The organism is Rhizobium sp. 62_C5_N11_2 (genome assembly GCF_051811185.1).
GTDB lineage: Bacteria > Pseudomonadota > Alphaproteobacteria > Rhizobiales > Rhizobiaceae > Rhizobium > Rhizobium leguminosarum.
The window spans coordinates 154972-180792 of sequence record NZ_JBPWPW010000005.1 but is presented as its reverse complement, the minus strand read 5'-3'; the positions used below and the strand labels follow the sequence as shown (position 1 = coordinate 180792).

Sequence of the window (25821 nt, the reverse complement as noted above, 5' to 3'; positions counted from 1 at the left end):
GGGTCACGCCGAACTCGCCTGAGTTCAACTCACCATTGGCCTGAGGCAATTCATTTGCGGACGTTTGGCGCAAGCGCCTATTTTACGTCCAGCCGCACAGTGGGAGGCTTCCGGCTTCAGCGACGTCACACCAAGGTCTAAGCAACCTGCGAGAAACTGAGGACCGCTTACGAGGAGAGCGCCTGCGCTGGAGGCTCCTAAAAACATCGACATAGATCAACACGGTTAGAGGAGGAACCAATGATCACAATGAACCGCCGTACCCTTATTATGAGTTCCGTGGCGATGACCGCCACGCTTGCGGCACCTCGCACAATGCGCGCGAGCTCGCCAGAGTTTTCGTTTAAATTTGCCAACATCATGCCCGTTGATCATCCGCTCAACACCCGCATGACCGAGGCTTCCAACAAGATCAGCGAGCAAACAGACGGCCGCGTGAGTATTCAGGTGTTTCCCGCGAGCCAGCTCGGCACCGATGCTGATATGCTCAGCCAGCTTCGATCGGGTGGCCTGGACCTTCTTGCGCAGACAGGCCTCATCGCAGCGACACTCGTTCCGCCCGCGGCCATCACCGGCGTAGGATTTGCCTACCCCAACTATGCTCAGGTCTGGAAGTCGGTGGATGGCGAGCTCGGCCGGAGCATCCGGACGGCTTTTGAGAAGGTCAACCTGATCGCCTTCGAGAAGATGTGGGACAACGGCTTCCGGCAGACCACCTCGATCGGCAAACCGATCAAGTCGCCCGAGGACCTCAAGGGCTTCAAGATCCGCGTCCCTCCTGCGCCGCTCTGGACATCGCTCTTCAAGTCCCTCGGCGCCGCGCCGACATCAATTCCATGGGGCGAAACCTATTCCGCGCTTCAGACTCACGTGGCTGACGGTCTCGAAAACCCGCTCGCTGGCATTTACTTTGCCAAAATGTACGAGGTTCAAAAGTATCTTTCCCGGACCAACCATATGTGGGACGGCTTCTGGATCCTCGCCAATCGGGACAACTTCGAGATGTTGCCTGAGGACTTGCGTGACATTGTCGTCACCGAAATCAATCGCTCGGCTCTCGTGCAACGCGCTGATGTCGAAAAGCTGAATTCCGAACTCCAGGCAGAGCTGACGAGCAAGGGTCTTGAATTTATCGACGTCGATACTGCCCAGTTCCGCGCGACGCTGCAGGCTTCGTCGTTCTACTCCGATTGGAAGGGGCGTTTCGGCGAGGAAGCATGGGCGTTGCTGGAGTCTACCTCGGGCAAATTGATCTGAGGCGTTGACATGGCTACTTCTGAAAATGTCAGCCCCCCGGTGATTGGCGCGTGGCCAGTCCTGGCCAAAGCTGAAGCGGGCGTGGTGCGCCTGATTGAATTGATCGCCGCAGCACTTGTTGTCGTCGAGGTACTCGTGCTGTCGGCGGGCGTCTTCGCCCGCTATGCATGGGGCGAGCCGCTCATCTGGTCGGACGAGCTCGCCTCCATGTTGTTCCTCTGGCTTTCGATCGTGGGCGCGGTCCTCGCTTTTCACCGCGGACAGCACATGAGGATGGGCGTTATCGCGGACGCGATGCCGCCCGTCGTAAAGGCAAGACTGGAGGTGGCTGCACTTGTCTTTTGCCTTTCGGTCTGCGTGCTTCTTCTACCCAAGGCCACGGTCTACGCTCTTCATGAAGTTCCGGTCGTCACTCCCGCGATGGAGGTTTCGGTCGCATGGCGTTCGTTTGGTCTTCCGATCGGACTTGGCCTGATGCTTATCCTTGGCGTGACCAATGCCCTTCAGCGCATCAGGCTGAGCGATTTCCTGATCGGAGTCCTTGTAGCCGCATGCTTGATAGGGTTGGCGATTGCGGCGAAACCGTTGATCATGGCGATGGGCAACTGGAACCTCGTGCTTTTCTTCGTAGTCTTCATCGCACTAGGTGTGCTGAGCGGCGTACCAATCGCGTTCGTGTTCGCTCTCGCTGCCATCAGTTATGTGGCTCTGGGTACGAGCCGTCCGATAAGCGTGATCGCGGGTCGGCTTGACGAGGGAATGTCGCATCTTCTCCTGCTGGCGGTCCCGCTGTTCGTGCTGCTGGGTATGCTGATGGAGGTTACGGGCATGGCAAAAGCGATGCTGAACTTCCTGGCGTCCTTGCTCGGACATGTCAGAGGCGGCCTGTGTTACGTCCTCGTCGCGGCAATGTATCTGGTGTCTGGGATATCGGGTTCGAAGACCGCCGACATGGCTGCTGTCGCCCCGGCACTGTTCCCGGAGATGAAAGCGAGAGGATCAAAGCCCGGTGATCTCGTGGCCCTGCTTGCGGCTACGGGTGCGCAGACGGAGACGATCCCGCCGAGCCTCGTATTGATCACCATCGGATCGGTTACGAGCGTATCGATTTCGGCCCTGTTCATAGGCGGTCTTTTGCCGGCGTTCGTCTGCGGATTGATGCTTTGCGTTGTCGTCTGGTGGCGCTATCGCAACGAGGACATGTCGGGTTTTCGCAAGCCGCCGGCCAGGGAGATCTTCCGCACATTCCTGATTGCGCTTCCGGCTTTGGCCCTGCCTTTTATCATCCGTACAGCGGTTGTCGAAGGCGTTGCTACCGCCACGGAAGTCTCGACAATCGGCATTGCCTACTCGCTGCTGGCAGGCCTCCTCATTTACCGCCGGTTCGACTGGAAGCGGGTGGGTCCGATGCTGGTGGAAACGGCGGTCTTGTCCGGAGCCATCCTTTTCATCATCGCGGCGGCAACGGCTGTGGCCTGGTGCCTAACTCAATCGGGTTTTTCGCGTGGGCTGGTTCAGACGATGGCGGGTCTACCCGGAGGAGCGCCGATCTTTATGATCGTGTCGATCGTCGCGTTCATTGTGCTCGGTAGCGTGCTGGAAGGCATTCCCGCGGTGGTTCTGTTCGCACCTCTGGTATTTCCGATCGCCAAGGGATTAGGGATCCACGACGTGCACTATTCGATCGTGGTCATTCTCGCCATGGGAGTGGGCTTGTTCCTCCCGCCGTTCGGCGTCGGTTATTATGCCGCCTGTGCAATCGGCCGTGTGAACCCGGTGGAAGGGATAAAGCCGCTGTGGGGGTACATGATCGCCCTGCTTCTCGGGCTTGCGATCGTCGCAGCGGTGCCCTGGATCTCGATCGGCTTCCTATGACGTGCGACCGTAGGCGGCCGGTAGAGAAGTCGGCCATTCTACGATCGTAACCATGTCGGATAAGGCGGAATGCCGGGCTGGCAACGTGCTTCAGAAGCATGCTGCTGGCTCCGCAATATGCCCGGGAAGGAATGTAGCGCCCACCGGAAGATCGTTACGTCCTCGCGGTTTTCCGTGGCTTCTTCCTCAAGGAGCGGTGCGCTCTTCGAGGGAAGAGGTAACATCTATCCTCCTACCGCTTAATGAACACAGTTGGCGACCTGACGCAGAGCCACTCACATGACAAAGAGGCAGCCAAGGCGATCCACGATAATCTTGCCGATACTCGGATGCGAGCCGCGTCCCGCAGTCAGGGAGCCAAGAGTTCTTTCGAACTCACCGTAAGCCAACGAGATCTGATGGCCGGAGCAACGCGGTACCCCGAAACCGCTTGTTTCGATTGATTAATCGCAGGTCCGAGCGAGATCATTTGTTGAGCGATGCTCATTGAAATGGACTTGCAATTCAATTGTCGTAGACCTGCCACTTGATACCTTTCCAATGCAGACAAAGCCGAAATCCGTCGCAAGACAAGCGCGGTCTGCAGACGCTTTTTTACAAATGGGGAGGAGTGAAATGGGAAATGAACGTTTCGAGATCGACCGCCGCAACTTACTATTGGCAGGGGGAGCTGCTTTGAGTGGAGCCGTTTTGGGTGCGAACAGTATAGCGGCTCACGCTAGGGCGAGCCCCGTTTCCGGGGCACAAGCTCCGGACTTTTATCGATTTGCCATTGGGGACGCCCAGGTAACCATCGTATCAGACGGCCCACTTCCGCTCGGCGACCCGACACAAAGCTTTCTCGGCGTCCCGGCCGACGAGATAAGATCCATGCTAAACCACAGCTTCCTGCCCACGGATGAGATCGTTCTCGCTCAGAACGCACCTGTCGTAAACATCGGTGGCAAGCTGATTTTGTTCGACACGGGGATGGGATCGCTTAAGCAATTTGGCCCGACGACTGGCCGTCTCAAGTCTTGCTTGGCCGCCGCGAATATTGCGCTGGAAGATATTGACGCTGTCGTCTGTTCGCATGCTCATTGGGACCACGTCGGCGGAATCTGGGGCGACGACGGGAAACCAACGTTTCCAAACGCCCAGGTGTACATCAGCCAAACCGACTACGATTTCTGGACCGACGAGAAAAAACTTGGAGGCGATCTCAACGGTCTTGTTAAAGCCGCGATCCACAACCTCAAACCCGTGCGGGACCGCATGGTTTTTTTCCAGGACGAACAAGAGTTTCTTCCTGGTATTCATGCCATTAGCGCTCCTGGACACACACTCGGCCATAGCTGCTTTATGATTGAATCAGCAGGAAAGACAATGTGCTATGGCGGCGACCTCACTCATCATCCTGTGCTTCTGTTCGAAAAGCCTTTGATGGAATTTGCGTTCGATACCGATCCCAAACTGTCGGCTCAATCGCGTGTGCGCATTCTGAAAATGCTGGCCTCCAATAGAATACCCTTCATGTCCTACCACTTCCCATGGCCGGGCTACGGGCACGTTGGCATAGCGGGAGAGGGCTTCGAGTATTTTCCTGAGCCACTACATCTTAGCCTGTTGGACTGAGTGGTAGAGAAGGGCGCGAGGGCAATACCTTCGCGTCAATCCTATCCGGAGGGCAGTCGAACGAAATCATCACATGGCGGAAGTTACGCAACAAGCAGTGTGCGCCTTCATCGCGTTGCTAGACATCAAGTCTCGCGGGAACGCCAACTGAAATCAAGAGCGATCGGCGGACCGCACCTAAAGGCCATTCCTGATCGGAAACATATCCTCGCCGTAGTGGTGAAGCCTCGTGTGATGCCGTCGGCATAACCAGCGCACCTTTAAAGGGTCGTCGTATTGATCATGATGGGCGTCGACCATTTCAATCCCGCAGACCTCACATGTTTGCTTTTCCAGCTCGCCTGCCTTTACAGCTCGCTGTACAGCAAGATGAGCATCATATTTCGCTGGATTAGCACGGCGCCAATTTGCTTGGCGGGTGTCGGTTTTCAGCATCGCCGCATCCTGTGCCTGTAATTTTGCGCTCTCGACCGATAGATACCTGGAAAGGGCTGCAGGCTCAAGTTTCGGCACAGATCGACGGCGTCTGTCCGTGGCTCCGCGTCCGAAAACAAGATTTCTCATTGCCAGAAATGATCAGGGTTGGGCGATCGAGATCCACCTTTGCTGCCCGCAATCTTCGCACCGGCGGATACGATATCGCTCGGGTGGATCGGTGCTCCCGATCTTAGCGCGCTGGATGACTAAGCTTGAAATTTCTGCTCGATACATATGTCCTGAAGGAGATCGGTCGAGCCGAACTGCACGAGAATGTGGCAGCCCTCGATATGATTGAGGATTCCGATCTCGCGGCTAGCGTGAGCTCAGTTCGAGAGACTGCGAAAGGCATCAAAAAAAAGCGTAGGACCGACGCTGTCGCGAACGTGTCCGCCAACGCTTCCGACGCCATCTTCGCCGCCTATGAAGGTCGGTATCCTTCCTGTCGATGACAATATCGCCCGTCTTGAGCCATTCATTCACTCATTCACCGAGCTTCACCGCCACTGCGCTCTTTTTTTGGGACTCAACCACCGCCAAACGTAGTCTTTGATTCTCTGCACGATTAGAGCGCTAAGACAGCGCCCTTTTGCGTGACAGTTCCACTCAAACGGATGTCGGTGGCCGAGAACCCAACCATAACTGCAAATTCCCCCGTCTCTATCCGCCAGCACCGCTCGGTCGTGTCGAAGAAGGCAAATGTTCGGGCGTCAAGAATGAAACTGAGCCTTCGTTTCTCACCGGGTTCCAGGCCGATTTTCGAGAAGGCCTTCAATTCTTTAACCGGTCTGGGTACAGATGCTTCAACATCGCCCACATAGATTTGCACCACTGCCGAACCTGGCCGCTCGCTGACGTTGGTCAATCCCAGTGTCACTGTCACCGCGCCGGCAGGATCCGGCAGCCCCACCGTCAGGTCTGACATCGCAAAGCTTGAATAACCGAGACCATGACCGAAGGGGAACAGTGGCTTAATGTCCTGGCGATCGTAGTGCCGATATCCAACGAACACACCTTCGTCATATCGCACATGGCCATTCTTGCCTGGATAGACCGCGTCATCCTCGGTATGTGTGGGATTGTCAGCCCAGCGCACGGGGAAAGTCTGTGCCAGTCGGCCCGAGGGCTCGGCCTTGCCAAGGAGCACATCGGCGATCGCGTTGCCAGCTTCCTGACCGGGATACCAGCATTGCAGTACTGCACGAGCACCGGAAAGCCAGGGCATTTCCACCGGTCCACCGGTTTGTAGGACGACAATCGTGTTCGGATTGGCCGCAATTACCGCCTCAACAAGCTGGTCCTGCAGACCAGGAAGTGCAATGCCGCGGAGATCGGAGCCCTCGGTATCCCAGTCGCCCGTTCTGCCCACGAAGACTACCGCATGATCAGCCTTCGCGGCGACGGCTGCTGCCTCGGCAATCTCCGCTTCGGCCGAAAACCTGCCTATTCCTACCCGAATTGCGGCGATATAGAGGTTGACGTGATCGTGCCGGGCGTACTCGGCGACGACCTCGTATGTACGGCCGGCTTCGAGCGTGATTTCGCCCACGACCTCCTCGCAGCCTTCTTCAAAGAATGTGGTACCACGTGTCCAGGAAGCCCAGGCGTCCACCACAAGCCTGCCGTCCACATAGACCCGACCAAGCCCGGCCGAGGTCAGGCCGACGCGATAGACGCCGGCTTCTAAGGCTGTGAATACGGTGCGCATTCGGGCGGAAAAGCGATACGGATCGACTAGGCCCCCGGCCACGGGGGGCAACCATACACCGAGGCTCGACGGTTCCTCGATAACCTTCACGGGCTCGCCAGCAAGCTCCCTTTCTTGGAAAAATTCGAAGGTTGTCGGGTTTTCGATCAGCGGCTGAAACCGATAATTGCTGCAACCCTGAGCGTAGCACACGTTCTCCTCACCCAGGGCGTCCGCCAGCCCCTGCCACGGACTGACGACATAGTGGGGGTTCAACTGCGCCGAGCCGCCTCCCATAACCTGCGCGATCTTGGCATTGGGTCCAATGATGGCGACCGTACCTTGCTGAGCCAATGGCAGGATGCCGTCATTCTGTAGCAGAACTGCGCTTTCCGCTCCCGCGCGCCTGATGAGTGCCCTATGTTCCGGCCGATTAATGGCGTACTCCTTAAACTCGCGATGATCGTTGATTGCGCCGGTGCGTTCCATCAGGGTCAGGATATTGTGCACACAGGCGCGGACGGTCTCGACACTTACCTCGCCCGCGTCGATCGCCGCCAGAAGCTTGGAGCCGCGGTCGCGGGTCGGGCCCGGCATCTCCAGATCCAGCCCAGCATTCACGGTGGGTGCGGTCGAACGCGAGCCGAACCAGTCCGACATCACCACGCCGTTAAAACCCCAGTCACCGCGTAGTACCTCGTTCAACAACCAATGGCTTTCCGCCGTGTAAGTACCGTTTAGTTTGTTATATGAAGACATCACGGCCCAGACCTTTGCCCGCTTCACCGCCGCCTCAAAGGGTATTAGGTAGACTTCGCGCAGAGTGCGTTCATCGATATCTGAAGAGATGGTTGTACGTTCGATCTCGGACTCGTTGCCGGCGAAATGTTTTATCGTGGCACCCACTTTCTTGGACTGCAGACCTTCGATATAGCCGACGGCAAGTTCCGCCGTCAGTATCGGATCCTCAGAGAAACACTCAAAGTTGCGGCCGTTTGTGACGCTGCGCTGGATGTTAACGGTCGGCGCCAACGAGACATGAGCCCCTTTGGAAAGAACCTCGTCACCTAGCGCACTGCCGATTTCCCTGGCTAGGTCCGGGTTCCAACTCGCTCCGATGGCAATGCCTACCGGGAAAGCCGCTGCAGTCACACCCCCGACAAAAGACCCCGCCCCGCGGGCGCCGTTGGGGCCGTCCGTCAAGCGCAATCTCCCTATCCCTAGGCGGTCGATGGGCGGTAAAGACCAGAACGTATCGCCGGAAAGTAGCGAGACCTGCTCGGCCAAGGTCATATTATCGAGCAATGCTCTCGTATCAGTCATCTTCTCTGCTTCCTCAATCTCAACACTTACCGTTCCCAGATCGGGCATCTCTATATGCATATTGGGAAAGCTGGTGAGGTCGGCGTCATCCGTGGAGCCGTCCATCCATGAGAAGGAAGGCCCGTTTGTTCACCAAGGCGCCGTCACCACGACGACGACATGTTCGCAGCCTTCACGTGGCCGAGATGACGTCACCGCTTTCCACTGAAAACAAGGACATCGCGGTTTGATCGATGTCAGCGGTGAAAGTTGTGCCGGCTGCGGCAGCGCCGGTTCTGGAGTTATTCCTCCGCAAGTTCGCGAGACAATTTGAAAACCTGAACATGCTATCAGACAATCTGTTGACAGACAATCCTCAGTCGCGCAGCCTCGTGTCGTCATTGATGATTCGATGTCTCCATCGGAGGCGGATCCCGATTGATGAAGCTTCTTCACCGCCTATGGACAAGGATGGACCACGATGGACAGGCTGTTGTCCCGTTTCCGGCTACAGACAAAAGTAATCATTTTCGTACTGCCTTTCATAATCAGCATTTGCGCGGTGGGATTTTTGGGGCACTACGCCGCGGGTCTCCTACAAAGCCGCCTGGAAACCTCGAGCCAGGTGATGCAGGTGCTCTCGGGTTTCCGTGACGTCTCCGCCTCGATGAGAGAGTTTCTCGATGAGGCGTCGGAAGAAAGGCGCGATCGCGTGAAGGCTGACCTGCTCGCCCAGCAATCGCATCTGCAAGCTTTAGTGACGAATGCCGGAGCTACGGGGGAAAGCGAAGGCCTCCTGTCGGCAAACGCGATTATGCGGGACGTGGTGGACAATTTTGGCTCTCTCTGGAGCATCCATGAAAGCGAAGAGCAACTGATAACCTCGATCGCCAATCATTCTGAATCGCTGGTTTGGTCGCAGGATGAAATGCTCAGGCTAGCTGACGAGTTGAGGAAGTCCGGCGAGCAGTCCGAGGGCGCCGCCAAATCGATGTTGCGCGATGCCGACAGGGTGACAGGCTATGCAACCTTCTTCCTTGATTTTGCCGCGGGCTACCAATCCGCCGGAACGACCGAGCTGAAACTCGAATATTTGCGCGGCAAAGTGGGCGAGTTGCGTCGAAGCGCCCGAAATCTGCGGGCTTCCTTGCCGTCGGACGCTACAAAACTGTCGAGCTCGGTCGACGGCGCGGTGAAAAGCGTAACAGAAATTCTGTCGCAGGGCGCCGCATCGGACAACGCCGTAGGCCTCGACACCGCAATGTCCGCGTTCAAGGAAATCTCCGTCGGGATTAACGCGGTGGCGAACCAGCAAACAAAGAAAGCAATCGTCGAGTTCGCAGGTCTCGACCAACGTTTGGCCAAGATCAGCAGCGCCTTGGACGGCAGCCGAAGACTTTCGGACTCCAGCTATCTCATCAGGATACACCTTGCGCGCTTCATAGCCGACCCTACCGAACAAAACCGCGCGCAACTCATCCAGAACTTCGACAGAACGAAGAAGGAGATATTGGACATCTGGAGTGCCGCTTCCGATCTCGACCTTTTCAAGGCAGTCCAGAATACGGTCCCTCCGGCGGTAGAGGGTATGACGCAGGACAGTGCGAAGCTCGTCGAGATCTCGGAAGTCAGGCGTGCGCAATATAGGCAAACGACAGACCAGTTGAACACCATATGGGGCCACCTCACGACGTTTGCCGACGCCCAGCGTGCCAGGGCCATCGAAGAGACGGCCCGTGCGAACGGCATTGCCCTCATCACGATATTTGCAGGCGTCCTCGTCGCGCTTCTCGCTGGCTTCGGGATGATTGCGACTTTCAAGAAACCTGTCGTCCGGTTGACCGACGACATGCGGCGTTTGTCCGAAGGGGACCTTGACATAGAGATCGGCGGTTCTGAGCGCGCTGATGAGCTCGGAGAAATGGCCCGGGCACTCTGTGTCTTCAGGGAGAATGCCGTAAGGAAAATCGAGATCGAGAACGACGCGGATCGTCAACGATCAGCTTCCGAAGCTGAACGTCGGCACAACGAGGCGGAGAAAGCCCAGATCGACAAACAGATCGGCGACGCCGTCGACAGTCTTGCCGCTGGGCTGGAGAGGTTATCCAACGGTGATGTTTCGAGCACGATCGATCAACCGTTCTCCGGGCGGCTGGAACAGTTGCGAAAAGACTTCAACAATTCGTTGCTGCGCTTGCAGGCGACGATGTCGGAACTTCGCGGCAACATCGTGCTCATTCGGCAAAATGCAGACAATCTCAGCAGTGGCGCCGATGATCTCTCCCGCCGCAGCGAGCGCCAAGCCGCGTCGTTGGAGGAGACAGCGGCTGCGGTTCATCAACTCACCGCGACGGTGCATTCGTCGACAGAGCAGGCGCAGGCCGCAGCCCGGCTTGTAAAGGAAACCAAGCAGGCCGCGGATGCGTCTGCTTCAGTGGTCACGAACGCGGTCGACGCTATGGGCCGAATAGAAGCGGCTTCCGGGCGCATTTCGCAAATCATCGGCGTAATCGACGAGATCGCTTTCCAGACCAATCTCCTGGCACTCAATGCCGGCGTCGAGGCCGCGAGAGCAGGAGAAGCCGGGCAGGGTTTCGCGGTCGTCGCCCAAGAAGTCCGGGAACTTGCCCAGCGGTCGGCTCTAGCCGCCCAGGAAATCAAGGGACTCATCGCAAGATCGACCGAGGAAGTCGCCTCGGGATCGCGATTGGTGAACGAGGCGGGCAGGGTGCTCATTGCAATATCGTCGAATGTTGCCGGAATTTCCGAAAGGGTTGAGCTTATCGCTGCGGCAAGCAGGGACCAGGCGGCTTCGCTTATCGAAGTGAACCAGGCCGTCGGCGAGATCGATGACAGCACCCAGCGAAACGCTGCCATCGCCGAGCAAGCCCACGCCGCCACTCAGGAACTCACAAAGGAGACCCAGCGACTGATGCAGCAGATAGAACAGTTCAACATCGGCAGGCCGAGGGGTCACATGCTTTCGATCGTTTCCTGACGACAGACTATCATCAATATTCTGTTGACAGATTTTCATACAATCTGTCAAATGGTACAGCCAATCTGGGAGGATATCCGGCGTGCTCAATGACCAAGCGCATCAGACTAAGTTGCCCTATTTCTATCCGTTCAAGTTCGGAACCGGCGAAATAACGGTGCTTTCGGACGGACCGTTGGAATTGGGCGACCCGCGGGAGAATTTTCTCGGAGTCGACGCGGCCACAGTGACGGAAATGCTCGACAGGAACTTCCTGTCCAGTTCGTCGGTAACCCTCGAGCAGAACATCCCGCTGGTCAAAATTAACGGAAAGACCATCCTGTTCGACACCGGGATGGGGACGTCGAAGATTTTCGGGCCGACGACCGGCCGCTTGCTGAAAAGCATGCAGGAGGCAGGCATCGACCCCTTGGAAGTCGATGCCGTGGTGTTGTCCCACGCACACATCGACCACACCGGCGGACTTTGCGATCAGGACGGCAAGCTTAATTTTCCGAACGCGAAGATCTTCATAAGCGAAAGCGACTTCGATGACTGGACCGACGGAGGCAAGCTTGATGCCGGTTTCAAGGCTCAGGTGGAAAATGCCCGGAGAAACCTTCTTCCACACCGTGATCGGATAGCGCATTTCGTGGACGGTCAGGAGTTCCTGCCGGGCGTGCAAGCGGTGCACGCTCCAGGCCACACCTTGGGCCACTTTTGCTTCCTCATGCAGTCTGACAACGATCGGCTCTGCTTCCTCGGCGATCTCACCCATCATCATATCCTGCTGATGGAACGCCCGTGGATGGAGTTCAAGTACGACACCGATCCCAAGCTCTCGGCGCGCTCGCGCACCCGGGTGCTGGATATGCTCGCGACAGACCGCATACCAGTGATGTCCTATCACTTTGCGTGGCCCGGGCTCGGCAACGTCGCCCGGGAGCGGGAAGGCTTCCGCTACGTACCCGCCGCCATGCAGATGCTCTCGAGATAGGAATACACGACAATGCAGATGAAATCCGTCATTCTCCGAGAGTCAGGGCTTCCCAAGCCGTATGCAAGTTCGCGACCTCTCAGTGTCGAGACCGTCGATCTGACGCCTCCGGGCAATCTTGAGGTCCTGGTCAAAATCAAGGCCGCTGGTGTGTGCCACTCCGACCTGTCGGCGATAAACGGCGACCGGCCCCGCCCGCTGCCTGTCGCGTTGGGGCATGAAGCATCCGGCATCGTCGAAGAAATCGGACCCGGTGTCGATACAGTGAAGGTTGGCGATCACGTCGTGATGTCGTTCCTGCCGATCTGCGGACACTGCGATTACTGCGCGGGAGGACGCGCTAGCCTCTGTGAGCCTGGCTATCGCGCAAACGCCGCCGGGACATTGTTGAACGGTAGCAAGCATATCCGTCTTCGCGGCTACGATATCAACCATCACAGCGGCGTATCGGCGTTTTCGGAATACGCGATCGTGTCGGCGCACTCGGTCGTCAAGATCACCAAAGATGTGGACGTCACGATGGCGGCCCTGTTCGGATGCGCCGTCATGACAGGCGTCGGTGCGGTCGTAAACACGTGTGGCGTGAAGCCGGGACAGTCGGTCGCCGTCATCGGCCTTGGGGGCGTGGGCTTGTCGGCGGTCCTCGGAGCGGTGGCCAGCGGAGCAAGCGAGATCGTCGCCATCGATTTGATGCCGGAAAAGCTTGAGCTGGCTAGGTCGCTGGGCGCGACGCGTACCTTCCTGGCAACCTCGCCGGATGTGGTCGGCGAGGTCAAGGAAGCGACACGCGGGGGAGTGGACTACGCCATCGAGATGGCAGGGTCGAGCAAAGCGTTCGAAACCGCTTATGGCATTACGCGGCGCGGCGGCACGACAGCCACAGCGGGTCTGGCGAACGTGAACACCAAATTCGAGATCTCGCCGCTTCCTCTTGTCGGGGAAGAACGCATCATCAAAGGCAGCTACATGGGGTCCTGCGTGCCTTCGCGCGATATTCCCCGTTATATCGACCTGTTCCTCAAAGGCAGGTTGCCCGTGGAGAGACTGCTGTCCAGCACTGGCCCGCTTGAGGAAATCAACGAGGCCTTCGACCGGTTAGACCGTGGCGAGGTGATCCGGCATCTGCTGGTTCCCTGAGCCTGCGGAAGGAGCGAGAATTTGAACGACTGGAAAGTCCTGGCGATACATTACGGCACTGCGGTTCGGCCCGTTAGCGAACTCGGCCTGGAAGCAGGAGATCCCCACGACGCCCCGGGCAGGATCGAGTATTTCGTCTGGTTGATCCGCCATGGTGAACGTCTGATCCTGGTTGACACCGGGTTTAGCCCGCAGGAGGCTGAAAGGCGCGGGAGGACCATGTTGATCCATCCGGTCGAGGCGCTTCGCCAGCTCGGGATTTCCGCATCGTCCATTACCGACGTCGTTATCACGCATCTCCACTATGATCACGCGGGAAACCTTGTGGACTTCCCCAAAGCCCTGTTCCACTTGCAGGATCGGGAGATGGCCTACGGTACAGGACGATGCATGTGCCATGATCGTCTTCGGCGTCCCTTCGCAGTGGACGCCGTCGTTGATGCGGTCCGCCTGACGTTTTCCGGCAGAATGCGCTTCCACGACGGGAACGGCGAGATTATGGAGGGACTCACCATCCATCTCGTCGGCGGTCATTCCAAAGGCCTTCAGGTCGTGAGGCTGGACGATGGCGATGAAGTCGTCGTCATCGCATCGGACGCACTCCATTTTCAACGCTATCTGGAGCATGACGACGTCTTTCCGCTTTTTGCCGATTACGCCGACGTACTGGAGGGATACCGAACGCTCCGTGAACTATCAGGACCGTCCGGCTTACTTGTTCCAGGCCATGATCCCGCAGTCCTGACGGGTTTTCCATCGCTGTCACCCGATCTCGCTTTTGCAAAGGTTCTACGGTAATGGGGACGCGTGGAATGTCCGGTAAGAGATAAAGCTGAGGCGTTCTTCGCTTTTGTCAGACAATCGGGTTGTCTCACCAGGATAACCCACCATATAGTACCATGACTTGCACGGCCGCTTTCGGCCTTGGTAAAACGGACTTTTGGATCCAATGGGTGATATGGATTTACAGATTGCACGACAGAGTGCCACATTGCGCACTCAGGTAGAAGATAAACTGCGGCAGGCGATATCAAGCGGCCGTTTCAAGCCGGGTCAGCGCCTCGTTGAGCGAGAACTCTGCGAGTCGATCGGTGTAGGACGGACATCAATCCGCGAGGCGCTTCGACAACTCGAGGCCGAGGGCCTCATTACCAGCTATCCGCACCGCGGTCCCGTCGTCAGCACTATCACTTACGAAGAAGCCGCTCAGCTCTACAGCGTCAGGGCTTTGCTAGAGAGCTATGCCGGAAAGGAATTCGCTGAAAACGGAACCGCCCAGGATATCCATACACTCAATGAGGCGGTTGCTGAGTTTGCGGAAGCGGCGGCAAGCGGCGGTGGGAGCAGGCTCATCAAGGCGAAAACCGCGTTTTACGATTGCCTGATGCAAGGGAGTGGAAACGTCTTCGTCAAGCAAATGCTGACATCGCTCCACAATCGGGTGACTCTTCTGCGCATGACGTCGATGACGCAGCCGGGGCGCTTGAACCACAGTGTGGAAGAGATAAAGGAGATCGCTGCGGCCATTACTGACCGAAACGGAGCGAAAGCCGCCGCAGCCTGCAAGTACCACATCGACATGGCGGCTAAGGTCGCACTGGACTACCTTCGTAAAACCTCCGAAAACGACGGCGATTAAAGGAAGCGGCAACAGCCGGTATTGACAGATTGTCTGATAATCTGCTTATTCGAAGTCATGGCGCTGCCGACGCGTGCGGCCTGGCGCTCGTTCGAACAGGGAGGTTGCTTTGGGCACTTTTAATGAATTGCGGTCCCGCATGGCGGAGGCTCTTGGGGATCCGGAATTGCCCCGGCTCACTCCGGACCTGACAATGGACATCGCCTTCTACGTCGGCGATCAGGTGATCGCCCTCAATTTCGCTGAAGGCGGCGCGGCGATCTGGGGGGAAAGCGATGACCCCCAGGTGACAGTGAGGGCCACTGCAGACGCCTGGGAGCAGCTTCTGATGACGCCGCCGCCCGCCACCTTTCATTCCTTCACGGCGTTACAGCTTGCAAACCCTCTCTTCGAGATCGCCGGCTCACCGCTCGCCCTCGCGAAAGCACGCCCGGCTCTGGAACGGGTGATTGAGCTCGTCGTAACGTCCCCCGAGATGAAAGCGGAGCATGCGCAACGCGACCTGCGTCAAATCCGGGGGCAGTATGCCGTCGTCGATATCGATGACGTCCCCCATGAAATATATTACGAAGAAGCAGGCGAGGGGGTGCCGGTCCTGTTTCTCCACACCGCCGGAGCGGATAGCCGCCAATTCTTGCCTCAGCTGGCGGACACCGAGCTTGCGAAAAACTACAGGCTGATCGCGGTTGACCTACCATTCCACGGTCGGTCCATGCCGCCGCTGACATGGGACGGCGCACCCTACAAGCTCACGGCATCGCTGTACCTGAAATGGTGCACGGCCATACTCGAACAGGTGGTTCGCGAAAAGGCGATTGTCGCGGGTGGGTCCATGGGCGCGGCAATGTCGCTGGTTCTCGCCGCGGAACGGCCGGAGCATGTCCTCGGGATCGTGGCGATCGAGCCACCTTTCCGCTCCAAGGGACGCCGGAACCCATACCAGCACAACGTAAACGTACACGGCTCACTTCATAACTCGGCGTATGTCAGAGGGATCATGAGCCCACTCAGCCCCGCAGGGGACCGCAGGAGGTCAAGCTGGATCTATTCGCAGGGAGCACCCGGAGTTTACCCAGGCGATCTTTCCTTCTACAGCGACGAGTTCGACGGAGCAGTGACAACTCCCCGGATTGACCCGTCGCGCACCCCGGTGGCGCTGCTCTCGGGCGACTATGACTACTCAGCCACTCCGACGGATGGGGCCAGGCTCGCCGAACTTATTCCGGGATGCCTCCACCTCGTCATGGATGGGCTGGGTCATTTCCCCATGTGCGAACACCCGAATTTCTTTCGGAGCTATCTTGTAAAAGGGCTCGAGTTCGTACGGCAAGCCGCGCGCTAAGCGGTCGCAGTGACTCTGGTCGCTCGGTGCAACACGCCGGGCGATCAAATTTGAAAGTGGGCGGGCGCCTACCGAGGCTTCGCAATTGGCGTCCCGGCGATGACACAGCCGGCATCGGGGGCGGCATCCTCACGCTCCCGAGAAATTCCGGTAAGAAATTGGAAAAATTCCCGCGATATCTGAGTGAAGGATCAGGCGCGGCGATGCGTTTAAAAAATGCCGTAGCGGCGCCTCATCGCAGGGTCCTGATCACGCAGCCTTGCGCGTGATCTCTATCTTCCCGCCGCGGCCTCTGTGTTTCCGACATGTAGTTGCCACAGTAAAGGTGCCTCCCCTTGGTCAAGAAGGAGGCACCCATCAGCACCCATGTGCTTTAGCGCACCAAGTGGTTCCCGATCGACGATCCTCCGTCGACGGTGAGAGTGCTTCCGGTCGCAAACCGCGAGCGGTCCGAAGCTAGAAAAAGCATCGCCTCGGCGATCTCTTCCGGGTCGCCCATCCGGTGCAGGGCTGCACGGGCGTTGAAGTCTTCCCGCAGGGCTTGCGGGTCTGCCGCTTCGGCGAAAATCTTGGTGAAATAGGGAGAGTCGATCGTTCCGGGGGCGACAGCGTTGACGCGGATCCCGTCTTTTGCGTGGTCCAGTGCCATGGCTCTCGTGAGTGCCGAGATCGCGCCTTTCGACGCCACGTAGGCCGTGCGGTTAGCGATGGCTGACACGGCCGTGTATGAGGTCGTGTTAATAATGGATCCGCTGCCCTGTTCCGCCATGATGGGAACCACGTATTTCGAGCATAGGAATATCCCCTTCACGTTCACCGCCATGATCCGGTCCCAGTCGGATTCGGCGATGGTCGTGACGTTTCCGGTCATTCCGAACCCCGCGTTGTTGACGAGAACGTCGATACGCCCCCATTTTTCCTTAACTGACCTAACCATCGCCTCTACTTCGGCGGACAAAGACACATCGGCCTTTAACGCGATCGCACCTGTCCCCATTTCTCGCGCGACGTCTCGTGCGGCATCGATGTTGACGTCGACGACGCCAACCTTAGCGCCCTGGCGCGCAAACAGTTCAGCTGTAGCGCGCCCGATCCCGCTGCCAGCCCCCGTCACCACACATACTTTCGATTCCAGATCCATAATCGTCTCCTCTTTCGCTGTATCGAGAAAACATTTTCGCAGACAATCTGTCAATGACGAATAAAACGTGTTGACAGATTGTCTGCTAATCTGCTTATCTTGGCTATCAAATGACTTGGGGAGGTAACCATGGCTGGTGCTGAAATAGCAGCGCAAGCGGCGTTCAAGACCGCTTTGCGCCGGTTCACATCGACAATTTGCCTGATCACAACGGAATGGGAAGGTGCCCGTTACGGAATGGCTGCAACCGCCGTCCAGTCGGTGACGGCTGACCCGCCGACCCTCCTGGTTTGCATCAACCAATCTGCTTCGATCAGCGGCCCACTCAAGCTTACGGGAAAATTCGCGGTCAACATGCTGCATCTTAGCCATGCGCCTTTGGTTCCGCTGTTTAGTGGAAAACTGAAGGGAGAGGAGAGGTTCGCGCATGGTGAGTGGATCACGGCTGGCGGCGTTCCCATCCTCGGCGACGCCCAGGCCGCATTCGTCTGCAGCCTCAACTCCGCAGTCTCCGTCGGCACCCATGATGTCGTTCTAGGGGAAGTTATCGAGGCCCGGTTTATCGAGAATATTGCCCCGCTCCTCTACGAGGACGGGAAATTGGTTAGATCGGCAGCGCTGATCGATGCTGCCGCCTGAAACGTTTGGCCGAGCTTTTTCGGCCTATCACATCCACCAGCCTTTCGGCCGATAATGAGGAGTTTGATCCGTGACTATTGCCACCGATGTGAAATCGCAAGTGAATGGGCGTCCCGTCAGTGAACGGTTCGAAAAGGGTCTGCAGACCCGTCGGGAGGTTCTCGGCGGTGCATATGTCGACGCTTCGGTAAACAAGGCGACCGAGTTCAACTGGCCGATGCAGGAGCTTGTCACCGAGTATTGCTGGAACGAGATCTGGAACAGGCCCGGCCTCGACCGCCGTTCACGCAGCCTTCTCAATCTGGGCATGATTTCCGCCCTTAACCGCCCCCACGAGTTGAAGCTGCACGTTCGCGGCGCGATCAATAACGGCCTCAGCAAGGACGAGCTTCGTGAAGTTTTCCTTCAGGTCGCGATCTATTGCGGCGTGCCCGCGGCGATCGACAGCTTCCGCGTCGCACAGGAAGTCTTCGAGGACATGGGCATCTAATCGGTGCCCCGACCTTCGGGCCGGGAACAGACCAACTCTGTGGAGGAGACTTCAATATGACGACCAGCGATGATTTCCGCGCCGCCGGAAACCCGATGTTTAACAGCAACAAGCTGAAGCTTGGCGTATTTGGAACAAATTGTTCGAGCGCATGCGCCATCACCACCGCGGAATCAACGTTCGAACCGACTTTCGAACATAATGTCGAAATTGCCAAAAAGCTCGAAGCGGCTGGGTGGGAATGCATGGTGCCGATCGCCCGGTGGCGCGGTTTCGGCGGGCCGACGAACTTCAACGGCGTGAACATGGACACGTTCACCTGGGCCGCGGCCCTGGCTGCCGTGACCACGAAGCTGCAATTTTTCTCGACGACGCATATCCCGACCCTGAACCCGATCGTCGCGACGAAGATGGCGACGACGATCGACAATATTTCGAAGGGCCGATACGGCCTGAACCTGGTGACGGGTTGGTTTACCCCGGAAATGGAGATGTTCGGCGTTCCGATGATGGAACACGACACCCGCTACGAATATGCCACGGAATGGATGGAAATCGTTGACACCTTGTGGAAGAAGAACGGTGTCACCTATGACGGCCAGTTCCTCAAGGTGAAAGACGCGTTCAGCGAGCCGAAGCCCTATAACAAGGAGACGGGCCGCCCGGTCCTCATCTGCGCCGGCTCCTCGGGCAAGGGCCTGCACTTCACCGCGAAGTTCTGCGACTTCAACTTCGGCTTCATGCAGGACATGGAATCGGGCGCAGCCTGGGTGAAGAAGGTGAAGGAACTGGCTCGCGAGGAATACAAGCGCGAACTCGGAACCTTCACCGCGTGCCCGGTCGTCGTTCGCGAGACCGAAAAGGAAGCCCAGGACTACTATGACTACTACGTGAACCAGAAGGGCGATTGGGAAGCCTGCGAAAACATCTGCGAGGTTCTCCAGGTTCAGTCACAGAACCACTCGGCGGAGATGTACCAGAAGTTCAAGGAGCGCTTTATCGCTGGCTGGGGCGGCTACCCGATCGTCGGAACGCCGGAACAGGTCGCCGACAAGCTCGTCGCGTTGAGCAATACGGGCGTCGACGGCGCGCTTCTCACAATGGTCGACTACAACGAAGAACTGCCGTTCTTCAACGACCGCGTCATGCCCCTGCTGAAACAGGCTGGCCTCAGGAACTGACCGTTCCGCGGGCGGCTAAGCCGCCCGCCACCGATCCGAAATCGAAACACGTTTCACCAATTCCGTGGCTCGACGCCAACGGCGTCGACTGCTGTAGCGGATGTACGAAGGGGAGGAGACCCTACACATGCTGAAGAAGGTTTACACCGCATTGAGCGTGATCATCGGGCTAGGCCTGATGACCACCGCCGCATTCGCGGACGGATTAGACTCGCTACCACCGGACCAGAAGCAGCTTTACCAGCTCGTGGACCCGGCAATTCCCCTCGGCGGTACGCCGCTCAAGGATTTTGTGGCGAAGCGGCCGCCGCCGTGGAAAATCGGCTACGCGTCCACTTATGCCGGCAACACGTGGCGTGCCCAGATCCTCACTGAAATGAACGAGGTTCTGCTTCCCAAATACAAGGAGGCTGGACTGGTATCTGACCTTGTCGTCACGCAGTCCGACCTGAAGGACGCGACGCAAATCCAGCAGATGCGCCAGATGGTCGACGACGGCGTCGATGCCATCATCATCTGCTGCTCGAACGTGACGGCCATCAACCAGACCATCGAATACGCGCATTCCAAGGGCGTCCCGGTTTTCTCCTTCTCGGGTTACGTGACATCGCCCTACGCGATCAATGCGACCGAAAACAACACCCAGGGCGGTTACACGGCCGCGAAATGGCTGGCGGAGGAAATCGGCGGTAAGGGCAACGTCCTGACGGTTTCAGGCATCCCGGGCTTCGCATCGTCCGACAGCTTCAATGTCGGTGCCAAGAAGGCGTTCGACGAGTATAAGGACATCACCGTCGTGGGCGATGTCGCTGGCAAGTGGACCGATCAGGTCGCCCAGGTCGAAGTCCAGAAATTCCTCGCGACCAACCCTACCGAAATCGCAGGTATCCTGGTCCAGTCGGCGTCGGAAAACGGTGTCGTCAACGCGGTCCAGCAGTCCGGGCGCGACATGATGCCAATCGTCCTCGGCGGCGAGGCGTCGGCGGCGTGCTACTGGCGCAACAATCCCGACTTCATCAGCCAGAGCTTCCATTTCTGGCCGCCGCGGGCCGATGCTCGCCTGGTGTGGGACGTGATGATGAGGACACTCCAAGGCCAGGGGCCGAAGATCCAGTCGATCCTGCGACCGGCTCTTCCCTACACGATCGACGATGTGAAGGAAGCAATTCCGGAAGATTGCGATCCGAACTCCACGGCGTGGATCGAGCCCAAGGGCGACGCATGGTGGCCCGCGGACGTAGCAGCACAGTACTTCGAGCGCCCGGAAGATCCGCTGGCCTGGCGCCCGAAGAAGTAATCGACGACCTCCCAAGTTGTCCAGCGACCTCCGCGCCGGCTTCATCCGTCGGCGCGGAGGACCTACGATAAGGAGCCAGAAGTTGGAATTCCACAAGATACAGCGTTTGCCTCCTTACGTCTTCGACCAGGTGAACCGTCTCAAGTCCAGCGCGCGCGCGGCCGGAGTCGACATCATCGATCTTGGAATGGGCAATCCCGATCTTCCCACGCCAAGCTGGGTTGTGGACAAGCTATGCGAAGCGGTGCAGCATCCGCGCACGCACCGCTATTCGGCTTCCAAGGGCATTATCGGGCTTCGCCGCGCCAAGGCTGCGTATTACGCCCGCCGGTTTAATGTGAAGCTTGATCCGGATACCCAGGTTGTTGCAACGCTCGGGTCCAAGGAGGGGTTTGCGAACATGGCGCAGGCCATAACCGCCCCCGGGGATGTCATTCTCTGTCCGAACCCTTCCTATCCGATTCATACGTTCGGATTTGTCATGGCAGGGGGCGTGATAAGGTCGGTACCGGTCGAGCCGGATGAGACCTTCTTCCAAGCTCTCGAAATGGCGGTGCGGCATTCGGTACCGAAGCCTCTGGCGCTCATCATAAGCTACCCGTCGAACCCCACCGCTCGCGTCGCGACGCTCGACTTCTATAAGGACGTCATCGCCTTCGCGAAGAAGCACGATCTCATCGTTCTGTCGGATATCGCCTACGCTGAAATCTATTTCGACGGTCCGCCGCCGCCGTCTGTTCTCGAAGTCCCCGGCGCGATCGACGTGGCCGTCGAGTTCTCCTCGATGTCGAAGACATTCTCTATGCCCGGTTGGCGCGTTGGGTTTGCGGTGGGCAACGAACGCCTCATCCGGGCGTTGACGCGCGTGAAATCGTACCTGGACTACGGAGCATTTACGCCAATCCAAGTCGCCGCCGCTCATGCCCTAAACTCGGACGGGGAGGACGCCGCGCGGGCCCGAGACATTTACAAGACGCGCAGAGATACACTGGTGAAGACCTTTGCCGATGCCGGTTTCGACGTTCCAGCTCCTGCGGCGACGATGTTCGCATGGGCTAAGATACCTCCGGATTTCCGACACCTTGGCTCGCTGGAGTTTTCGAAACTCGTGCTCGAGAAGGCACAGGTCGCGATTTCGCCTGGTATCGGTTTCGGCGAGATGGGTGACGAATTCGTACGGCTGGCTCTCGTGGAGAATGAAGACAGAATCCGGCAGGCTGCACGGAACCTGAAGCGGTGGCTTTCCGCGAGCGCGCGACCGCCACAACTCGATAAAGCAATGAAAGGATTTTGAAGATGCCGATCCTCGGATCTTGCCAATGTAAAGCGGTCCAGTACGAAGTGTCGGAACTGGACGGCCCGATGTGGAACTGCTTCTGCCAGACGTGCAGAAAGTCCCATGCGGCCGATCATAACACTGCCGCCAAGGTGAAGAGTGAGAACTTTAATCTGATTTCCGGCGATGACGTCCTTCACAGCTTTGAGTCGACGCCTGGAAAACTGAGGTGGTTCTGCTCACGGTGTGGTTCGCACGTTTATGCCGAACGGCCTGCCAACCCGGAGATGAAGGTGCTGCGGGCAGGCACTTTTGACACTGATCCTGGTTCAGTTCCTATGTCCAACGTCTGGCTGTCCCACGCCACGCCGTGGCTTGCCCACGACCCCGCGAAGGAAAACTTCGAAGAATTCCCGTGATCCTTTCACGGTTGCGCGCCCCTATGGGCTGATCGACAATGAGTGCGGTTTGCCCGGGCACGCCCGTGAAGGGGCTAAATCGAGTGGCACTTGCCGCGTTCGAAGCGTGGAGGTTGGGCTGTGACGTATCCCCCAATTGAAACGGTCGCCTTCATCGGAGTGGGTGCGATGGTAATTCCCATGACCGGACACCTTCAACAGCGCTTTGGTCTTGGCTTGATAGCGGAGGCCGCCAGATCGCTTCCGATCTGGCGGACGAGTTCCGGTTGAGAACCACTGACCGGACGTCAGGTGCGTGCCAACGCGCTTTCGCAAATATCGGGGCGTCTAGCGACCATATCATCGTGATTTCATCGAAACCAACTCGACATCCCGACAAGGGCATGACGTCTCTATTGACAGATTAGCAGACAATCTGTCATTCTGCAGTTCGCCGGGTGAGTACTCGGAGCATTCAAAGACGGCAGTCACAATCCAGCAAGAGGCCGGGCATCGGATGCCCTGGCGCGATTTGCTGCTGCCTAAAGGGAGGATGGGCATGACGAATGACGTCGCCGTAAGCATGACGGCCGTTGCCAAATCGTTTGGCGAAACGAAGGCTTTGAAGAAATGCGATTTTGTCGCCAGGGCAGGAGAGGTGCACGCGATCGTTGGCGAGAATGGCAGCGGCAAGAGCACCATGGCGAAGATCATGTCCGGCGTTATCGCTGCCGATGGAGGATCTGTCCTAATCCTTGGCAAGTCCATCACCTCGCCAGTCGATGCCAAAGAGGTTGGTCTCGCTACGATCTTCCAGGAAGTCCTTGTCGCCGATGAGGCAAGTGTCCTCGACAACCTTTTCGTGGGAAGCGAGGACCTGTTCTCGCTTCGGAAATCCTCCAAGGAACGTGGAAGCGTTGCGCAAAGCCTTCTGGACCGCCTGGTCGGAAAGCATATCGATCTCAGGCAGAACGTCGGTGATCTTCCGCTCAGCATCAAGCAATGGATCGTTATCGCCCGCGCCGTCCTGAGGAAACCCAAGGTCTTGATCCTGGACGAGTCCTCGGCTGCACTCGATCTCGACGCGACCGTCCGGCTCCACGAAGAGATCGATCGGCTCCGGTCCGAGGGGTGCGCGGTAATCATCGTCACGCACCGCATCGCTGAGCTCGTCCGTATCGCCGACCGGGCGACAATACTGAGAGACGGTTTCACCGTCGGTGTCCTTGAGAAATCCGAGATCACCGAGGCGAACCTCCTCCGCATGATGACCCCTCAAGACCGCCAGATTTCCGCCGCCGCTTCAACGTCTGCAGCGGGCCTGTCGGGTGATCGCAAGGAGGTTCTTTCCGTGCATGGCGCGCGCCCCCAAGAGGCATCGCAACCCTTCGACTTCGTCCTTCCGCAGGGATCTATCGTGGGCGTTGCGGGTCTGGACGGCCAGGGCCAGGACGCGTTCGTGCGACTGGTCGCCAGGATTATGTCGCCGTTCGGAGGGGAGGTCCGGATCCTGGATCGGGAAAGCACCGGTCTCGTCAAAGTCAGCACGCTCGACGACGCCGCGAATAAGGGCATTGTGTACGTATCCGGAGACCGGAAGCGGGAAGGAATTTTCCCACAGCAGAGCATTTTCGAGAACCTCGCCATCGGTATCTACCAAAAGAACCTGGGGCCGTTCGGTGTCATCAGGCGTAAAAGGCTGAAGCAGACGTTTGCCCGGGAGGTCGAGCGGCTCCGCGTCAAGATCGGGCACCCGGACAACCGCATTACGTCCCTTTCCGGGGGTAACCAGCAGAAGGTCCTGATCGGTCGTGCCTTCGCCAATGATCCCAGAGTGATCGTTCTTAACGACCCTGCTCGAGGCGTGGACCTCAACACCAAACGCGACCTGTATCGCGAGCTTCGGCTGTTTGCCGAAGGTGGCGGCTCGGTAATCTACCTTTCAAGCGAGATCGAAGAGTTTCTCGGTTTCGCCGATCGCGTTGATGTCTTTCACAAAGGGAGCATCCATCGTTCCCTCGACGGCCCCGACATCAACGAAGAAACCATTCTCGCTGCAATGTTCGGCCGCTCGGTTGCCGACACCATGGAATTCTCCAAAGAGAGAAAGGCACACTGATGTCGCAACGTTTTGGATTTCCTGCGCTCGACAGGTCGCTGACCGTACCGCTCGTTCTTTTCGGAGTGTTGCTCGTCGCCGCAGCCGTGCTCTCGCCGCGGCTGTTCACCGCAACCGGAATGGGCGGAGCAATCATCGTCGCAGCACCTTTGATCCTCACGACGCTGGCCCTGACACCGATCGTGATGGCAGGCCGCGGTTCGGTCGACCTTTCCGTTGGCCCGCTGATGGGTTTCGTGAACGTCACCCTGATCGGCTGGCTCTCAGCAAGGGGTTACACGTCTCCGCTCGCAGTGATTTGCTGGGTGGTGGCAGTCGGCGCACTGTATCAGTTGCTGCAGGCGCTCATCATCATCTACGTCCGGGTCGCCCCCATCATCGTCACGCTCTCCAGCTTCCTCGTCCTTTCAGGCTTGAACCTCATGGTCATGTCAAGGCCGGGCGGCGTTGCGCCGGACTGGATGATGACGTGGGGAGCAGGAACGACGATCTTATCTCCGGTGCTGATCATCGTCTTGGCGGCGTTGGCTCTTTGGGCCGTTATGCGCCGGACCACCTTTTACTCCCACCTTCGCATGACAGGCGCTGACGAACGGATGGCCTACACGAGCGGGGTGAAAGTCGACACCGTACGCATCTGCGCCCATCTCCTCGGCGGCGTCTTCGTCGGCCTTGCCGCGCTCAGCTATACGGCATTGATCTCTTCTGGCGATCCTACCCAGGGAAGCAGCTACACGCTCCAGGCGGTTACCGCCCTGGTGCTCGGTGGCGCAAACCTGGCTGGCGGGAGAGGAGGAGCTTTGGGGGCCACGCTTGGTGCGCTGAACATGTTCCTCATCTCGTACCTGCTTTCCGCCTTCAGCTTCGGAAGCGTGACGGGGTTCGTGACGCAAATGGCTTTCGGCCTGATCCTCGTGGCATCGCTCCTCGTCAACGTATTCATGACGGCCCGGCGCACGGCTTTCTAGAGAGGACT

At 58.1% G+C, this 25821-nt stretch carries 21 protein-coding genes; 18 read left to right on the top strand and 3 right to left on the bottom strand.

The features are described from left to right. Nucleotides 1-240: 240 nt before the first annotated feature. The 3 genes from AB8B31_RS34460 (at nucleotide 241) to AB8B31_RS34450 (ending at nucleotide 4746) form a co-directional block, all read left to right on the top strand. On the top strand, nucleotides 241-1257 hold the full coding sequence (locus tag AB8B31_RS34460; protein WP_081284275.1) for a TRAP transporter substrate-binding protein: 1017 nt from the start codon (nucleotides 241-243) through the stop codon (nucleotides 1255-1257). Nucleotides 1258-1266: 9 nt separating this feature from the next. Beyond that, a complete protein-coding gene (locus AB8B31_RS34455) occupies nucleotides 1267-3132 on the top strand; it encodes a TRAP transporter large permease (protein ID WP_064843783.1) in 1866 nt (621 codons plus the stop codon). 615 nt (nucleotides 3133-3747) lie between these two features. Beyond that, nucleotides 3748-4746 (top strand): MBL fold metallo-hydrolase, encoded by a 999-nt coding sequence (locus AB8B31_RS34450; protein ID WP_088395910.1) that lies wholly within the window; start codon nucleotides 3748-3750, stop codon nucleotides 4744-4746. Nucleotides 4747-4923: 177 nt separating this feature from the next. Here the strand turns inward: AB8B31_RS34450 and AB8B31_RS34445 are convergent, their stop codons facing one another. Then, complete coding sequence (locus AB8B31_RS34445; protein ID WP_081284274.1) at nucleotides 4924-5181, bottom strand: hypothetical protein; 258 nt, start codon at nucleotides 5179-5181, stop codon at nucleotides 4924-4926. A 254-nt stretch (nucleotides 5182-5435) separates the two neighbouring features. Between AB8B31_RS34445 and AB8B31_RS34440 the strand changes: the two genes are divergently transcribed. Beyond that, entirely contained in the window at nucleotides 5436-5675 is a 240-nt protein-coding gene (locus AB8B31_RS34440) for a hypothetical protein (protein ID WP_064843777.1), read from the top strand. A 113-nt stretch (nucleotides 5676-5788) separates the two neighbouring features. Here the strand turns inward: AB8B31_RS34440 and AB8B31_RS34435 are convergent, their stop codons facing one another. Beyond that, complete coding sequence (locus AB8B31_RS34435; RefSeq protein WP_064843817.1) at nucleotides 5789-8233, bottom strand: beta-glucosidase; 2445 nt, start codon at nucleotides 8231-8233, stop codon at nucleotides 5789-5791. Nucleotides 8234-8693: 460 nt separating this feature from the next. Between AB8B31_RS34435 and AB8B31_RS34430 the strand changes: the two genes are divergently transcribed. From AB8B31_RS34430 to AB8B31_RS34405, 6 genes are all read left to right on the top strand, one after another. After that, entirely contained in the window at nucleotides 8694-11210 is a 2517-nt protein-coding gene (locus tag AB8B31_RS34430; RefSeq protein ID WP_064843775.1) for a methyl-accepting chemotaxis protein, read from the top strand. Between the two features lie 82 nt (nucleotides 11211-11292). Continuing rightward, nucleotides 11293-12186 carry an MBL fold metallo-hydrolase gene (locus tag AB8B31_RS34425; protein WP_096771800.1) on the top strand — a complete coding sequence of 298 codons (894 nt, stop codon included), beginning with the start codon at nucleotides 11293-11295 and terminating at the stop codon, nucleotides 12184-12186. A gap of 12 nt (nucleotides 12187-12198) precedes the next feature. Next, on the top strand, nucleotides 12199-13323 hold the full coding sequence (locus tag AB8B31_RS34420) for a zinc-dependent alcohol dehydrogenase family protein (protein ID WP_064843773.1): 1125 nt from the start codon (nucleotides 12199-12201) through the stop codon (nucleotides 13321-13323). 21 nt (nucleotides 13324-13344) lie between these two features. Further along, a complete protein-coding gene (locus AB8B31_RS34415; RefSeq protein ID WP_064843771.1) occupies nucleotides 13345-14121 on the top strand; it encodes an N-acyl homoserine lactonase family protein in 777 nt (258 codons plus the stop codon). A gap of 151 nt (nucleotides 14122-14272) precedes the next feature. After that, entirely contained in the window at nucleotides 14273-14962 is a 690-nt protein-coding gene (locus tag AB8B31_RS34410) for a GntR family transcriptional regulator (protein WP_007636440.1), read from the top strand. Nucleotides 14963-15071: 109 nt separating this feature from the next. Next, nucleotides 15072-16304: an alpha/beta fold hydrolase gene (locus AB8B31_RS34405; protein ID WP_064843770.1), complete on the top strand. Its 1233-nt coding sequence runs from the start codon at nucleotides 15072-15074 to the stop codon at nucleotides 16302-16304. A gap of 373 nt (nucleotides 16305-16677) precedes the next feature. Here AB8B31_RS34405 and AB8B31_RS34400 read toward each other — a convergent pair whose 3' ends face one another. Next, the gene (locus AB8B31_RS34400; RefSeq protein WP_040114027.1) at nucleotides 16678-17445 is read right to left on the bottom strand and encodes an SDR family oxidoreductase; all 768 of its coding nucleotides are present in this window, start codon (nucleotides 17443-17445) and stop codon (nucleotides 16678-16680) included. A gap of 129 nt (nucleotides 17446-17574) precedes the next feature. On the opposite strand from AB8B31_RS34400, the gene AB8B31_RS34395 reads away from it, so the two are divergent. The 8 genes from AB8B31_RS34395 (at nucleotide 17575) to AB8B31_RS34360 (ending at nucleotide 25813) form a co-directional block, all read left to right on the top strand. Further along, nucleotides 17575-18084 (top strand): flavin reductase family protein, encoded by a 510-nt coding sequence (locus AB8B31_RS34395; RefSeq protein WP_064843768.1) that lies wholly within the window; start codon nucleotides 17575-17577, stop codon nucleotides 18082-18084. A gap of 70 nt (nucleotides 18085-18154) precedes the next feature. After that, the gene (locus AB8B31_RS34390) at nucleotides 18155-18574 is read left to right on the top strand and encodes a carboxymuconolactone decarboxylase family protein (RefSeq protein ID WP_007636445.1); all 420 of its coding nucleotides are present in this window, start codon (nucleotides 18155-18157) and stop codon (nucleotides 18572-18574) included. A gap of 56 nt (nucleotides 18575-18630) precedes the next feature. After that, a complete protein-coding gene (locus AB8B31_RS34385; RefSeq protein WP_064843766.1) occupies nucleotides 18631-19755 on the top strand; it encodes an LLM class flavin-dependent oxidoreductase in 1125 nt (374 codons plus the stop codon). A gap of 127 nt (nucleotides 19756-19882) precedes the next feature. Next, entirely contained in the window at nucleotides 19883-21052 is a 1170-nt protein-coding gene (locus AB8B31_RS34380) for an ABC transporter substrate-binding protein (RefSeq protein WP_064843764.1), read from the top strand. Nucleotides 21053-21134: 82 nt separating this feature from the next. Further along, nucleotides 21135-22346 (top strand): LL-diaminopimelate aminotransferase, encoded by a 1212-nt coding sequence (locus AB8B31_RS34375; protein WP_064843762.1) that lies wholly within the window; start codon nucleotides 21135-21137, stop codon nucleotides 22344-22346. Nucleotides 22347-22348: 2 nt separating this feature from the next. Next, nucleotides 22349-22747, top strand: coding sequence for a GFA family protein (locus AB8B31_RS34370; protein ID WP_064843760.1), 399 nt, complete (start codon nucleotides 22349-22351; stop codon nucleotides 22745-22747). A gap of 538 nt (nucleotides 22748-23285) precedes the next feature. Next, on the top strand, nucleotides 23286-24845 hold the full coding sequence (locus AB8B31_RS34365; RefSeq protein ID WP_064843758.1) for a sugar ABC transporter ATP-binding protein: 1560 nt from the start codon (nucleotides 23286-23288) through the stop codon (nucleotides 24843-24845). Beyond that, nucleotides 24845-25813: an ABC transporter permease gene (locus tag AB8B31_RS34360; protein ID WP_064843756.1), complete on the top strand. Its 969-nt coding sequence runs from the start codon at nucleotides 24845-24847 to the stop codon at nucleotides 25811-25813. Before AB8B31_RS34365 ends, AB8B31_RS34360 begins: the two co-directional genes overlap by 1 nt. Nucleotides 25814-25821: the final 8 nt, after the last annotated feature.

Coding starts and splice junctions, on each gene's coding strand:
- AB8B31_RS34460 (WP_081284275.1), top strand. CDS start 241: ATGATCACAATGAACCGCCGTACCCTTATTATGAGTTCCGTGGCGATG.
- AB8B31_RS34455 (WP_064843783.1), top strand. CDS start 1,267: ATGGCTACTTCTGAAAATGTCAGCCCCCCGGTGATTGGCGCGTGGCCA.
- AB8B31_RS34450 (WP_088395910.1), top strand. CDS start 3,748: ATGGGAAATGAACGTTTCGAGATCGACCGCCGCAACTTACTATTGGCA.
- AB8B31_RS34445 (WP_081284274.1), bottom strand. CDS start 5,181: ATGCTGAAAACCGACACCCGCCAAGCAAATTGGCGCCGTGCTAATCCA.
- AB8B31_RS34435 (WP_064843817.1), bottom strand. CDS start 8,233: ATGACTGATACGAGAGCATTGCTCGATAATATGACCTTGGCCGAGCAG.
- AB8B31_RS34430 (WP_064843775.1), top strand. CDS start 8,694: ATGGACAGGCTGTTGTCCCGTTTCCGGCTACAGACAAAAGTAATCATT.
- AB8B31_RS34420 (WP_064843773.1), top strand. CDS start 12,199: ATGCAGATGAAATCCGTCATTCTCCGAGAGTCAGGGCTTCCCAAGCCG.
- AB8B31_RS34410 (WP_007636440.1), top strand. CDS start 14,273: ATGGGTGATATGGATTTACAGATTGCACGACAGAGTGCCACATTGCGC.
- AB8B31_RS34400 (WP_040114027.1), bottom strand. CDS start 17,445: ATGGATCTGGAATCGAAAGTATGTGTGGTGACGGGGGCTGGCAGCGGG.
- AB8B31_RS34395 (WP_064843768.1), top strand. CDS start 17,575: ATGGCTGGTGCTGAAATAGCAGCGCAAGCGGCGTTCAAGACCGCTTTG.
- AB8B31_RS34385 (WP_064843766.1), top strand. CDS start 18,631: ATGACGACCAGCGATGATTTCCGCGCCGCCGGAAACCCGATGTTTAAC.
- AB8B31_RS34380 (WP_064843764.1), top strand. CDS start 19,883: ATGCTGAAGAAGGTTTACACCGCATTGAGCGTGATCATCGGGCTAGGC.
- AB8B31_RS34370 (WP_064843760.1), top strand. CDS start 22,349: ATGCCGATCCTCGGATCTTGCCAATGTAAAGCGGTCCAGTACGAAGTG.
- AB8B31_RS34365 (WP_064843758.1), top strand. CDS start 23,286: ATGACGAATGACGTCGCCGTAAGCATGACGGCCGTTGCCAAATCGTTT.
- AB8B31_RS34360 (WP_064843756.1), top strand. CDS start 24,845: ATGTCGCAACGTTTTGGATTTCCTGCGCTCGACAGGTCGCTGACCGTA.